The sequence below is a fragment of the Nocardia kruczakiae NBRC 101016 genome (assembly GCF_001612965.1).
GTDB classification, from domain to species: Bacteria; Actinomycetota; Actinomycetes; order Mycobacteriales; family Mycobacteriaceae; genus Nocardia; species Nocardia kruczakiae.
In genome coordinates, this window is sequence record NZ_BDBL01000054.1 from 1 (window position 1) to 13,697 (window position 13,697).

Sequence of the window (13,697 nt, forward strand, 5' to 3'; positions counted from 1 at the left end):
GCCCAGCACGGCCCCGCCGGCGGCGCACCGGGACAGGGCCGGACGAGCGGTTCCGGCGGACCGGGGCAAGGCCCGGCGGGCGGACCCGGTCAGGGTCAGCAGAGTCCCGCAGGCGGACCGGGAAAGCAGGGGCCGGCCGGCGGCCCCGGCGGACCGGGGCAAGGCCCGGGCGGCCCGGGACAGCGAGCCGGAGCCGGTCCGAACGGACCGGCTCAGCAGGGACCTGCCGGTGGCCCCGGCACGCAGGGCCGTGGACAGGGTCCCCAGCGCCCCGGCGGACCGAACCCGCAGGGTCCGGGTTCGCAGGGTCCGGGGGCACAGGGGCCAGGCCTACAGGGTTCGGCCGCGCAAGGCCCGGCCGCACAAGGCCCAGGCACACAGGGTCCGAAGGGTCCCGGCGCCCAAGGCCCGGGCGGGCACGGACCGCAGGGGCAGGGTTCGTCGGGACCTCAGGGTCCGGGTGGGCACGGTCCGGGTGGGCACGGCCCAGGAGCGCCCGGACAGCGTCCGGGTGGGCCGGGGCTGCCGGGAGCAGCCGCAGCGCTCGGCGCGCAGGGCCTGAAAGGGCCTGCGGCGCACGGTGATCAATCACCGCGTCCCGGCGGCGCGCCGTCACCTGCCGATACCAAGATGACCGCGCCGGCACTGTCCGCACAGCCGGGCGGACCGCAGTCGGCCCCACCGCGCCCGATGGCACAACCGCAGCGGGTGCCGGCGGCGGAACCGGATGCGGCGCCGGGGCAGACTGCGCGCAGCAAGCGCTGGCTGTTGCTCGCCGGCGGTGCGGTCGTGGTGGTCATCGTCGCGATCGTGGCGGTGGTCGCATTGACCACCGGCGGTTCCGACAATTCACCGGAGGCACAGGTCAAGGGCGCGGTCAACAGTTACACGAACGCACTGGCATCCGGGGACCTGAGCCGGCTGCAGTCCGCGACGTGCGGCAAACTGCACGACTTCTACCAGAACATCGCACCCGATCAGTACGCCGGCGTGCACAAGCTGGCGGTGGATCAGAAGAAGATCCCGAAGGTCGCGGGCGTGGACGGCGTTCAGATCACCGGGGACAAGGCCGTCGCTCAGGTCGACGTCTACACCGATGCCGATCCGAGCCGCTCGACCGCCCGTACCTTCGATCTGCAGCAGACCGATGGTGGCTGGAAGGTGTGCGATCCCGCCGGCGCCGCGCAGTAGCCGCGCCGGAGTCGATGATGTGCATCACCCCGGCGTCACGTCGCGCCGGTTGCCGGCGATGCACATCACAGACACCTGGTCAGCGGTCCGGTACGCCGATAGCATGGCCCGGATTGTCACGCCGCCGACCCTCCACTGATCCGTTCCGGGGTGGTCGACCGGTGCTGTCGTTTACGCAGTAAGAATCGAGCAGGGAGCAAGGGACATGCCGGAGCTGGCACCCGACGCGCCGGCATCCACGGCACTGGCCGGTCGGCACTACCGGATTCGGGACCGCTACGAGGTGGGCAGGGAGAAGGTCCGCGAATTCGCGCGGGCCGTGCAGAATCATCACCCCGCCCACCACTTCGAGGCCGATGCCGCCAAGCTCGGCTGGGATGCCGTCGTGGCGCCGCCGACCTTCGCCTCGGTGCTCGGCATGGCGACCACGCAGGCCCTGCTCGACAGCGTGCTCAGCGAATACGACCTGTCGCAGATCCTGCAGACCGACCAGGTGTTCCACATCCACCGCCCGATCCTGGCCGGCGATGTCCTGCGCAGCGAGGCGGAGATCGAATCGATCCGCCGTTTGCGCGGAAACGATTTCATCACCGTGAAGGCCACCGTTCTCGATGCCGAGGACACCGTCGTCCAGGTGGGTATCACCACCATCGTGGCGCGCTTGGGCGCCGAGGTCGACGCCGATATCGTGCGACTGGTCGACGGTGTGGTCATGCATCGCAGGGAGGTCGGCGCGACCACCCCCGACGTGCTGATCCCGATCGGCGCCGAGGAGGCCACCCCCGAACCCTCGCGCGCCGACTCGCGCAGAGATGTCACCGTCGACACCCAGCCGAATTTCGACGATCTCGCGGTCGGTGATCGGTTACCCACGGCGACGATGCGCCTCACCCGCGGCGATCTGGTCAACTACGCCGGTGTGGCGGGTGACCCCAACCCGATCCACTTCAGCGATCGCGCCGCCGAACTGGCCGGCCTGCCCACCGTGGTCGCGCACGGCATGCTCACCATGGGTCTGGGTGCGCACTATCTGACCTCGTGGCTCGGGGATCCGGGAGCGATCGAAAGCTACAGCGTGCGCTTCTCCGGATACGTTCCGGTGGAACGGTTTTCGCCGGCCACGATCGAATTCTCCGCCAGGATCAAGTCCCTGGACCCGGAGCGCCGGGTCGCGACGATTCTGCTGAGCGCGACCTCCGCGGGCAAGAAGCTGTTCGGCCGCGCGCTGGCCGAGGTCCAGTTGTCCTGAGCAGTGATCCCGTGCGTCAGTCCAGCCGGGCGTGCATCAGGTAGACGTTGTAGTCGCTCCAGGTGCTGATGGTGAAGTAGAGATCCGACGACGTCGACCACGGATGGATGAATCCGCCGTAGAGTTCGGGATATTCGGCCGAGACGGGCACCAGCGTCGAACTCGGCGACCACACCCCCTGCGGTGCGTTCGATTCCCGCACGACGACCGCCGCCTTCGCGGTGTCGAGATAGCTCATCTGCCAGACACCGCGAGCGCTGTCGTAGCGCACCGACAGTTCGCCGACCGGCCCGTCGACGATCGGTGTGGCGGACGCGGCGCCCCCGACCGGAGTCCAGTTTCCGTCGCGCCAGTACTGATAGGCGGAGGTGTCGAGCACCTCATCCTTGGGCACCCTGGCGAGGCCGACCGCGCCGAGCCGCGTATTCGGTGTGCCGAACAGGTAGACGTAGTCGCCCTGCGGCACCATCGCCGACACCTGGAAATTCGCGAGCCCGAAGATGTTGTCCCAGTGCGCGTGCGGATCCTTGGTCCAGGTCTGCCCGTGGTCGTCGGAGTACGCGATGCCGCCGTAGTTGGTGTAGAAGGTGCCGGGCAGGCTGTTCCAGGTCCGAATCGACATGTAGCTCATGAACTGCCGGGTGTCGTCGGCCGAACCTCGGTGTGGCAGCGCGAAACCAGAGGTCGGGATCGTGGTGATCTCGATATTGTCCTGCTTGCGACTGGCCAGCACCTCGGCGGCGTGACAGCGGTCGTCGGCGACCATGCGGTCGATGATCATGCCCTTGTCCAGGTCGCGATTCGTGCTGAACGCGAGCAGATTGCTGCGCCAGTCCTCACCCATCCCGCCCGGCGGATGGAAGTCGTGACCGACGGTGTCACCGAAGGCCGTCGCGATCTCCCCCGGCCCGCTCTCCCACATGATGCCCAGGTCGGTGCCGGCGACCTGCCAGCGCTTGTCGGTGCGGTTCACCGAATTCACGCCGGTCTCCTTGGCCACCTCACGAACTCGGCTCACCTTCGGCGCCGGCCGCGCGGCCACTACCGGGCCCGGTTCGGTCGCAGGTGCGGCTCGCGGCGGCGCGGGCGGCTCGGGTTCGGGCGAGGGACCGGGCGGCAGCGCGAAATAGAACGGCTTCGGCTTCAGTAGCAGTTCCGGCACGCCGAGCCGGTTCAGCAGGCCGGGCGGGGGCGGCGGACCATCGGTGAGGTCCGGGCACGGGCTGACGCACGGATCGGCCGGCAGGTCCACGTTCGTGCGCTTCGCAATCGCGGGCGGCGGAGCTTGATCGACGGTCACCACCGGATACGGAATCGGCACCTCGAGCTTCTTCGGCACCACCGGCTCGTGCACGGGGACGGGGTCGGTGGCACACGGCCCGGCTCCGGGAACCGTTGCCGCGGTAGCCGTCCCGGGTTCGGCGACGGCAGATCCGGGCAGCCCGACCAGCAGTCCGGCGCCCAGCAGCACCACTGCGACCGAAGCCGGTACGCGCACACGCATCCGCAACCCCTCGCCGATCGAACGATTTCCCCTACCCGCGACCTCGTTGCGCGGACAGCACCCGCGCCGACCCTACCCGGGTGATGTCGCGCCACGGTGGTTATCGCGCACCGGCGGTGTGTTCGGCGCCGCCTATTCGGTCTCGGCCTCGAAACTCAGCACCGTCGAACCGATCCGGATGAGTTCCCCGCCGAACAGCATGGTGCCGCTGTCGACGACCTCGTCGTCGACGTAGATGCCGTTTGCCGAGGCCAGATCCTTGATCAGCATCCCGGCCCGGCTGGGCAGGACATGCGCGTGATAGCGGCTGACCTTCGGATCGTCGAGGATCAGATCGTTGTCGGTCATGCGGCCGATCTTCAAGCCGCCCTTGGCGATCGGCACCACCCGGCCGTCCGGCAGCCGCAGCCGTCCGGCGCGGGCGCTGCGCGGGGTTTCGGTGACGGTTTCGGTCATCGCCTTGGCCATCCGCTCGACCTGGGCGATGGCCATCGTGTTGAGCGGTTCCTGGCGCAGGACGCGCTTCTCCAGTTCGGCCAGCGCCGGCCCCGGATCGATGCCGAGTTCGTCGGCGAGTACCGCGCGCACCCGGCGGCAGGCCTCCAGCGCGTCGGCCTGGCGGCCGGACAGGTACAGCGCGGTGATGAGCTGGACCCACAGCGGTTCCCGCATCGGATGCTCGTTCGTCATCGCCACCAGTTCGCCGACCACCGACGAGGCTCGACCACAAGCGATTTCGGCATCGATGCGCGCGGAGGCGACGAGCAGGCGCTCTTCGTCCATCGCGGTGGCGAAGGTGTCGGCGAAGCGGGTGCCGGACAGATCGTCGAGGGCCTTGCCGCTCCACTGTTCCAGTGCCGCACCGTACAACCGCGACGCGCCCTCGTGGTCGCCCGCCGCGGCGGCCTCGATCGCGGCCTTGTGGGCGGCCTCGAATCGGCCCAGATCGCATTCGTCGTCGGTGATCTCGAGTCGATAGCCGGAGGATTCGGTGCGCAGCACCGCGGCCGAGTCGACTCCCGAATTACGCAGCGCCTTACGGATATTGGAGACGAACACCTGCAGGCTCGCCTGATAGGAGTCCGGCGGTTCCTCGTTCCAGACGATATCGGCCAACGCCTGCGACGAGACCGCACGCCGCCGGTTGACCGCCAGGGCGGCCAGCAGCGCCCGCGGTTTGGGTCCGCCCACCGCAACGGCGGCGCCACCGACCGAGAGCTGCACGGGCCCGAGTACGCGCACGTCGAGACCGGTGGGCGAAACAGGTTGGGGGCCGGTCGGATCGCTCACCAGTCTCGTTCCTCGCGTCGGCCGAATGCCCGGCACAGTGCCCATCTGCTCACGGAGATGATCATCCCGTGCCGCCGGCGAATGAGACAACCCGTCCCCACAGCGGCCGCGAATGCCGAGGGTGCGCCGCCCACCGGGCGACGCACCCTCGTTCCGCTTCCGGAACTACTACTTCGCGCTGACCGACTTACCGGCCGAACGCAGGTCGTTGCAGGCTTCGATGACCCGCTCGGCCATCGAGGTCTCGGCCTTCTTCAGGTAGCTGCGCGGGTCGTAGGTCTTCTTGTTGCCGACCTCACCGTCGATCTTCAGCACACCGTCGTAATTGCTGAACATGTGCGCCGCGATCGGACGGGTGAAGGCGTACTGGGTGTCGGTGTCGACGTTCATCTTCACCACGCCGTACTTCAGCGAGTCGTCGATCTCCGACTTCAGCGAACCCGAGCCGCCGTGGAAGACGAAGTCGAACGGCTTGGCGCCCTCGCCCAGGCCGAGCTTGGCCGCGGCCACACGCTGCCCCTCGGCCAGCACCTCGGGCTTGAGCACGACGTTGCCCGGCTTGTAGACGCCGTGCACATTGCCGAAGGTGGCGGCGAGCAGGTACTTGCCGTTCTCACCGGCGCCCAGGGCGTCGATGGTCTTGGCGAAATCCTCCGACGAGGTGTAGAGCTTCTCGTTGATCTCGGCCTCGACACCGTCCTCTTCGCCGCCGACCACGCCGATCTCGACCTCGAGAATGATGTTCGCCGCGGCCGACTGCTTCAGCAGTTCCTTGGCGATCTCGAGGTTCTCGTCGATCGGGATGGCCGAGCCGTCCCACATGTGGGACTGGAACAGCGGGTTCTGCCCGGCCTTCACCCGCTCCTGCGAGATGGCCAGCAGCGGACGCACGAAACCGTCCAGCTTGTCCTTGGGGCAGTGGTCGGTGTGCAGCGCGATCGTCACGTCGTACTTGGCTGCCACCACATGAGCGAACTCCGCCAGCGCGACCGCACCGGTGACCATGTCCTTCACACCCTGGCCGGAACCGAATTCGGCCCCGCCGGTGGAGAACTGGATGATGCCGTCACTGCCGGCCTCGGCGAACCCGCGGATGGCCGCGTTGATGGTCTCCGAGGAGGTGCAGTTGATCGCGGGGAAGGCGAAGGAGTTCTCTTTGGCCCGACCGAGCATCTCGGCGTAGACCTCCGGAGTCGCGATGGGCACTGAGTGACCTCCGTATGTGTGCTGCGAACAACAATTCTGTCAGCCAATACCCTAAGTTCATGGCCCGTTGTCGCGAAAGGCGGGATGGGGTCGGGCGCGCTTGCGGCGGACTTGCCGGGCCGGGCGCGCATCCGCGTCGACCGCCGGGAGCGGTCCGAAACTCGGTTGACCGAAATTCGCCAACGCCTGAGAGGTTCCCGTGAGGTTCGGTGAGATCGCACGGTGACCGGTACTGTGGGGCCCGTGACCACGCTGGCCATCACGAATACCCTCGCCGACGGATTCTCCGTCCACAAGCTGCTCGACCCCATGTATCTGCTGACCGATACCTGGATGTCGAATGCGGTGCTGCCGGCCATTCTGGTCATCGTCTTCATCGAGACAGGGCTGCTGTTCCCGATCCTGCCGGGCGATTCGCTGCTGTTCACCGGCGGTCTGCTCGCGGCGGTCGAACATCCGCCGGTATCGATCTGGGTGCTCGTCCCGGCCGTGGCGCTGACCGCGATCGCCGGCGACCAGTGCGCCTATTGGATCGGCCGTGCCATCGGGCCCGCGCTGTTCCACAAGGAGGACGGGCGCTTCTTCAAACAGCGCTACATCACCGAGACACACGCGTTCTTCGAGAAGTACGGCCCGAAGACCATCATCCTGGCCCGATTCGTGCCGATCGTGCGCACCTTCATGCCGGTGCTCGCGGGCGTGTCGAAAATGGATTACCGCAAATTCCTCACCTTCGACATCATCGGTGGCATTCTGTGGGCCGGCGGCATCACGGTCCTCGGGTACTTCCTGGGGAACGTCGGGTTCATTCGCGATCACGTCGAGGCCATCTTCCTGCTGATCGTGTTCGTCTCGATCCTGCCCGCCATCATCTCCGTGGCGAAGAAGCTGCGTAACCACGAGCCGGTGCTCGAGATCGAGGAGCCCACGATGTCCGTACCGACGAACGAACCCACGCACTGACACCATTGCCTGCCACGCCGTTACCCCTTGCACTGGGCGGATTCGATCCGCTGCAGTCCGCCGGGCCGGCACTCGTCTGGACCGTCGTCCTGGTCTTCGTCTTCCTCGAGTGCGCGGTGATCATCGGCCTGTTCCTGCCCGGCGATTCGATGCTGCTGACCGCTGGCATCATCTTCGCCTCCCACGAGACGGGGCATACGCAGGTATGGGCGTTGGTGGTGGCGACCATGCTGGCGGCCATCGCCGGTAATCAGGTGGGGTATGTGATCGGGACGCGCACCGGCCACCGCCTGATAGCCCGCAAGAACGGCAAATACGTCAACGCCGAGAATCTGGCCCGGGTATCGGATCTGCTGCATCGGCACGGGTTCGCGGCAGTGCTCATCGCGCGCTGGATTCCGTGGGTGCGCACGCTGTGCCCGCTGGTCGCCGGTGCGGCCGGAATGGACCATCGCCGCTACACCGTGGCCAGTTCGATCGGCGCGGTGATCTGGGCACCGATTCTGCTGCTGCTCGGCTACTACACCGGCGGCTACCTGAACAAGGTGTCCTGGCTGATGCCGACCGTGAGCGGCTCGCTGGTCGTGGTGCTGATCATCGGCACGGTGATCGGGCTGCGGCAGTACCGGGCGGAGATGTCGCGGCCCGCCGAGGACTTCGATGTGGACCTCGAGGCCGAGAACGGCCGGCCCTTCGACGCCCAGCGCTTCGACGCTTTCGATTCGGATGCCCTGGACACGCTGCCGCTCGAGATCCGGGCCGCCGACTACCCGGACACCGTGCCGCTGCGCACCGTCCGCCCCGAGCGCACAGCCGCCGCGGGGCCCGCGCGCATCGTGTGGACCGATCCCCGGCACTGATCGGCCGGACGGGTGGCGTCAGAGTCCGGCGGCCGTCACCACCTGCGCGGCCTCCATCAGCATCCAGCCCGACAGCTGCACCGACAGATCTCGTTCCGGTGTCCGCGACGAGACGACCGAACCTCCCGAGGTCGACCGTCCCGCGCCGGCGATGCCGCCCGGCAGCCGTGCCGGTTCGTTCCAGTCGTGGCCGAACAGCGGATCGCCCTCGACCTCGAGCCGGCGGTCCCAGGCCGCGCGGGCCGACGCCTTCACGATCGCGGCCGCCGAGCGACGGACCGATCGTTGCGCAATCTCTTCCCCGGGCAGCATGATCGCCACCAGAGCGAGATACCGGGCCAGAATCCCGTTGAACAGACCGCCGTCGCCTCCGCCCCCGCCGGTGACGACATTCCGTTCCGTCATGTGGTCCTCGACCGCGCGGAGCAGTAGCTGCACACGTTCCAGGTGACGAGCGTCTCCGGTCCGGACGGCCAGTTCGGTTTCCAGTCCGAGGACCACGCCCTGGCAGTAGCTGAACGTCGGCCGTTCGATCCGACCCGAGGGCAGGTGGATTCCGTCGAGGATCAATCCCGTTTCCGGATCGCGCAGCGTGGCATCGATCCAATCGGCGATCTGCGCGGCGCGCTCGTGATGCCCGAGGCGCGCGAGGGCGATGGCGGCCGGGCCGTTGGCGGGTGCGTTGAAATAGTCGGCGCCTTTACGCCACGGCACCGCACCGATCTCCGGCTGCCACCCCGACATGAGCTGCTGCTCCAGTGCGATCAGCCCGCCGCGCACCTCGGTGAGGCCCCGCATGCGTTCGGCCCGCTCCGCAGCGATGGCCAGCCACGCCATATCGTCGTAGTAGTTGTTGGTCCAGCCGGTGATGTTGCGCAGCCGGAGCGCATGCGCGACGGCGGCGATGCGCGCGGTGCGGGCCGGGGTGGGCTCTCGGTTGGCGGCATCGACCGCACAGTCGATCAGATGGGCCTGCCACCAGTAGTTCCAGCTGACAAACAGCCGCTCCCCCCGGGTGGCGGGCCAGCCGACCACGCCCAGCTCGGCCCCCGGCAGCAGCCACAGCCGCCGCAGATGCCGGGACACGATCGCCGATTCGGCCGCATCGGCTCGCTGTGCCCAGATCTCGGCGCCCGGCTCGGCAGCGGAATCGACTCGTGCGCGCCCCCGCCGCAGATGCGGACGCGGTTGCACGTCGTCGCTCCGCGAGTTCATGGGTACATCGTGCCAGTCCGAGCCCCGATTTCGCGCCCGATTTGTTACCCGATCGACTCGTGTCCGCGACGTGCCGGGCCGGCCCGGCAGCCGCGGCGCGTCAGCCCGGTTCCGCGGCATCGGCCGCGCGATCCAAACGTGCTGCGAGAGCGCGGGATCGGTCGCGGAACGCGGGCGGCTCCTCGATCACGAAATCGGCGTCGAGGAAGGCGAGATTGAGCACCAGCCATTCGAACGAATCCACCCACGTGGTGATCCGGCAGCGCTGCGGTCCGCGCGACTCGATATCGCAGTCCTGGAATTTCAGGATGTCGGCGACCGCCGCGGCGGGAGCGGCGACCGTGACGACCGCGCGATGGCGACCGGCGGTGAGCTCGCGCCGCAGATAGCCCGCGGCCGTCTCGGCCGGTAGTGGTCGCGGCTCGAAAGTCGTTCCGGTGGCGGCGATATCGGCCATGCGATCCAGGCGGAAGGTGCGCCAATCCCCGCGGTCGCGGTCCCAGGCCAGCAGATACCAGCGCAGATGCTGATACACCTGCCGATACGGTTCGACCCGGCGGCGGGCAACGGCGCCGGTGCGGGTGCGGTAGTCGAAGACGAGCTGTTCGTGGTCGGCCGCGGCCTTGGCCACGAGCGCCAGCAGCGCCGTATCGATCGCGGGCGCGGTCACTGCCGCCGTCTCCACCGTCGCCCGCACCGCGTTCGCCCGGCCCCGCAACCGCTTCGGCAGCAACTGGTCGATCTTGCCGAAGGCGCGCAGGGCGGCGGCGCCGATATCCGATGGGCGCTGGGGTTCCGGCTGGCGCTGGGGTTCCGGCTGGGGCTGGGGTTCCGGCTGGGGCTGGGGTTCCGGCTGGGGCTGGGGTTCCGGCTGGGGCTGGGGTTCCGACGTCGCCGCGAGCATGCCGAGGGCGACCACCGTGGCGATCGCCTCGTCGTCGTCGAAGACCAGCGGCGGGAGGATGCGGCCGGCGGTGAGCTGGTAGAAGCCGCCGGGGCCGGGCTGGGTGGTGACCGGATAGCCGTATTCGCGCAGCCGCTCGACATCGCGGCGGACCGTGCGCGGACTGGTCTCCAGGCGGGCGGCCAGCTCAACGCCGGTATAGCGGCGGCCGGTCTGCAGATAGGCGAGCAGATCGAGCAGGCGGCGAGTGGCGCTCATGACTCCATCCTCCGCGAATTGCGGTCATAAATTGTCCGCATCTGTCCCTAGCGTCGAGATATGACTTCGATCCGCATTCGCGCAGCGCGCACCAACAACCTGAAAAGTGTGGATATCGACGTGCCGAGGGGCCGGCTGGTGGTGTTCGCCGGGGTGTCCGGTTCGGGCAAGTCATCGCTGGTTTTCGACACCATCGCGGCCGAGGCGGGGTATCAGGTGAACGAGACCTATCCGCCGTTCGTGCGCAATCGGCTGCCGCGCTGGACGCGCCCCGAGGTGGACCTGATCGCCGGGCTCTCGCCGGTGGTGGTGATCGATCAGAAGCGGCTCGGCGGCAACGCCCGTTCGACGGTCGGCACCATCACCGACGCGTACACCTATCTGCGCCTGTTGTTTTCGCGTATCGGGCAGCCGTACGTCGGGGAATCCAATCACTTCTCGTTCAACGATCCGGCCGGAATGTGCCCGGCCTGTTCCGGTCTCGGCGAAACCCTCGTTCCCGATATGGAGCAGGTGCTCGACCCGGATCTCTCGCTGGAACAGGGTGCGATCCGGTTGCCCGGCTTCGCCGCCGGTCAGTACTGGTACCGCCGCTACGCCGAACTCGGTGCCTTCGATCCGACGGCGCCGCTGCGCGACTGGACACCCGCCGAACGCGAAGCACTGCTGCACGGCGGACCGGCCACCGCCGCGCTGCGGCCACGCCCGCCGAAGGACTACGAAGGGGTGATCGAACTGTTCGAGCGGGTGTATCTGCACACCTCCGACAACCTGTCGGAACGTAAACAGGCTGTGCTGCAACGATTCACCCGCTCGGGCCCGTGTCCGGAATGCGACGGGCAACGGTTGAATCCGGCGGCCCGCTCGGCGCGGGTACTCGACCGCACCATCGTCGAGATGAGCCGGATGGAGATCGGTGAACTCGCCGAGCTGATCACCGAGGTGCGCGCCCCCGAGACGGTGCCGGTGGTGTCCGCGCTACACGAACGGCTGAGCGCCCTCGCACACATCGGGCTCGGCTATCTGTCGCTGTCGCGTCCGACGACGACGCTGTCCGGCGGAGAATCCCAGCGCATCAAGACCGTTCGACATCTCGGCAGCAGCCTCACCGAAATGCTGTACGTCTTCGACGAACCCACGGTCGGATTGCATCCGCACGACGTACGGCCGATGACCGAACTGCTGAAATCGTTGCGGGACAAGGGCAACAGCGTCCTGGTGGTCGAACACGATCCGGATGTGATGCGGGTGGCCGATCATATCGTCGAGGTCGGTCCGGGGGCCGGAGCGGACGGCGGCCGGATCGTGTTCACCGGCACCTTCGACCGGTTGGCGACCGCGGACACGCCTACCGGGCAGGCGTTGCGGGCCCGGCGCACCGGCCGCACGCCGAGGGTGCCGACCGGAAAGTTGCGCGTGGACAACGCGACTCGCAACAATCTGCGCGACCTCTCGGTCGATATCGCGACCGGTGTGCTGACCGTCCTCACCGGCGTCGCGGGTTCGGGTAAGTCGAGTCTGGCCGCGGAACTGGTGCAGCGGCATCCGGCGACCGTGGTCGACCAGCGTCCGGTGGGCACCAATCGGAGGTCCACACCGCTCACCTACGCCGGGATCGCCGGCGCGGTGCGCACCCTGTTCGCGAAACACAACGGGGTGAGCGCCGCGCTGTTCAGTGCGAACTCCGAGGGCGGCTGCCCAGTGTGCCAGGGCGCCGGCGTGATCTACACCGATCTGGCGTTCATGGACGGTCAGGAAACGGTGTGCTCGGCGTGCGGCGGTCGCCGGTTCACCGATCGGGTGCTGGGTTACACCGTCGACGGCCTGACCATCGCCGATATCGACGACCTGACCGTCGCGGAGGCTATCCGGCGGCTACCCGCGGTCGCGCGCGGGCTGCGGCATCTCGATGAGGTCGGACTCGGTTATCTGCGGCTCGGGCAGTCGCTGACCACGCTGTCCGGCGGGGAATGCCAGCGGCTGAAGATCGCCAAGGAACTCGCGCGCGGTGACCGGCACACCCTCTACGTCCTCGACGAGCCGACGACCGGACTGCATCTGCGCGATATCGATACGCTGATCCAGCTGTTCGACCATCTGATCGACCGGGGCAACACCGTGGTCGTCATCGAACACAACCTCGACGTCGTCCGCGCGGCCGATCGGGTGATCGACCTCGGACCGGGGCCCGGCCGGCACGGCGGCCGGATCGTCTTCCAGGGAACCCCGGACGATCTGCTGCGCTGCCGCGAATCCGCGACCGCCGCGGCGCTGCGTGAATCGCGATGATCACCAGGAGCGTTCGAGGTCGGCGTGCTGGGTTATCCACGCGTGCATGGCGATTCCGGCGGCGACACCCGCGTTGATACTGCGGGTCGAGCCGAACTGCGCTATCGACACCGTCATGACCGCGGCCCGTTTGGCGGCCTCGGTGACGCCCGGTCCCTCCTGACCGAACAGGAGCAGGCAATCACGCGGCAGCGCAGCCGTTTCCAGCGGCACCGATCCGGGCACGTTGTCGACGGCCACCACGGTGAGATGCGCACGCTCGGCGAACTCCAGCAGTTCGGCGATATCGCTGTGATGCACGATGTGCTGGTACCGGTCGGTCACCATCGCGCCGCGGCGATTCCAGCGGCGGCGCCCGACGATGTGCACCGCCGCGGCGGCGAAGGCGTTCGCGGTGCGCACCACCGTGCCGATATTGGCGTCGTGGCCGAAATTCTCGATCGCGATGTGGAACGGATGGCGACGGGTGTCGATATCGGCGACAATCGCCTCCCGCGACCAGTACCGGTAGGCGTCGACGACGTTGCGGCGGTCGCCGTGCGCGAGCAGTTCCGGATCGAGGCGCGGATCGCCGGGCGGCTCGGTGCCGAATTCGTCGCGCCACGGGCCGACGCCGTGCGGATGTTCACCCCACTCGGTCGGGCCCGGCACGTCGCCGTCCGATGGATCGGGCAGCGGCTGGAGCGGGTGATTCACGCCGGTCATCGTAGCCGCGCCCGGTACCGTCGGATCCGATGGTGGTGCTGTCCACACCGTCGATCCGCCGGT

Annotated in this window: 10 protein-coding genes and 1 pseudogene; 5 read left to right on the forward strand and 6 right to left on the reverse strand. The window is 68.2% G+C overall.

Features of this window, described 5'->3' with window-relative positions:
- Positions 1-630 precede the first annotated feature (630 nt).
- Both NK1_RS29365 and NK1_RS29370 read left to right on the forward strand, forming a co-directional pair.
- Positions 631-1,191 carry an Rv0361 family membrane protein gene (locus NK1_RS29365; RefSeq protein ID WP_063013958.1) on the forward strand — a complete coding sequence of 187 codons (561 nt, stop codon included), beginning with the start codon at positions 631-633 and terminating at the stop codon, positions 1,189-1,191.
- Between the two features lie 205 nt (positions 1,192-1,396).
- Complete coding sequence (locus tag NK1_RS29370; protein ID WP_063013959.1) at positions 1,397-2,440, forward strand: fused (3R)-hydroxyacyl-ACP dehydratase subunits HadA/HadB; 1,044 nt, start codon at positions 1,397-1,399, stop codon at positions 2,438-2,440.
- A 16-nt stretch (positions 2,441-2,456) separates the two neighbouring features.
- On the opposite strand, the gene NK1_RS29375 is transcribed toward NK1_RS29370, so the two are convergent.
- The 3 genes from NK1_RS29375 to fbaA form a co-directional block, all read right to left on the reverse strand.
- The gene (locus NK1_RS29375; RefSeq protein WP_063013960.1) at positions 2,457-3,944 is read right to left on the reverse strand and encodes a glycoside hydrolase family 183 protein; all 1,488 of its coding nucleotides are present in this window, start codon (positions 3,942-3,944) and stop codon (positions 2,457-2,459) included.
- Positions 3,945-4,076: 132 nt separating this feature from the next.
- On the reverse strand, positions 4,077-5,234 hold the full coding sequence (locus NK1_RS29380) for a BTAD domain-containing putative transcriptional regulator (protein WP_063906140.1): 1,158 nt from the start codon (positions 5,232-5,234) through the stop codon (positions 4,077-4,079).
- A gap of 168 nt (positions 5,235-5,402) precedes the next feature.
- Positions 5,403-6,440 (reverse strand): class II fructose-bisphosphate aldolase, encoded by a 1,038-nt coding sequence (gene fbaA, locus NK1_RS29385; RefSeq protein WP_063013965.1) that lies wholly within the window; start codon positions 6,438-6,440, stop codon positions 5,403-5,405.
- 309 nt (positions 6,441-6,749) lie between these two features.
- On the opposite strand from fbaA, the gene NK1_RS29390 reads away from it, so the two are divergent.
- Positions 6,750-7,403 carry a DedA family protein gene (locus NK1_RS29390; protein WP_063014000.1) on the forward strand — a complete coding sequence of 218 codons (654 nt, stop codon included), beginning with the start codon at positions 6,750-6,752 and terminating at the stop codon, positions 7,401-7,403.
- Positions 7,400-8,071: pseudogene (locus NK1_RS29395) on the forward strand (DedA family protein); the annotation flags it as partial. The gene NK1_RS29390 and the pseudogene NK1_RS29395, both read left to right, overlap by 4 nt.
- A 210-nt stretch (positions 8,072-8,281) precedes the next feature.
- On the opposite strand, the gene NK1_RS29400 reads toward NK1_RS29395, so the two are convergent.
- Positions 8,282-9,478: a glycoside hydrolase family 76 protein gene (locus NK1_RS29400; protein WP_084461752.1), complete on the reverse strand. Its 1,197-nt coding sequence runs from the start codon at positions 9,476-9,478 to the stop codon at positions 8,282-8,284.
- A gap of 100 nt (positions 9,479-9,578) precedes the next feature.
- Entirely contained in the window at positions 9,579-10,640 is a 1,062-nt protein-coding gene (locus tag NK1_RS29405; RefSeq protein WP_157104494.1) for a helix-turn-helix transcriptional regulator, read from the reverse strand.
- A gap of 60 nt (positions 10,641-10,700) precedes the next feature.
- On the opposite strand from NK1_RS29405, the gene NK1_RS29410 reads away from it, so the two are divergent.
- Entirely contained in the window at positions 10,701-12,929 is a 2,229-nt protein-coding gene (locus NK1_RS29410; RefSeq protein WP_063013967.1) for an ATP-binding cassette domain-containing protein, read from the forward strand.
- On the opposite strand, the gene NK1_RS29415 is transcribed toward NK1_RS29410, so the two are convergent.
- Positions 12,930-13,634, reverse strand: a complete 705-nt coding sequence (locus NK1_RS29415) for a TrmH family RNA methyltransferase (protein WP_063013969.1) — start codon at positions 13,632-13,634, stop codon at positions 12,930-12,932. It abuts the gene before it with no gap.
- Positions 13,635-13,697: the final 63 nt, after the last annotated feature.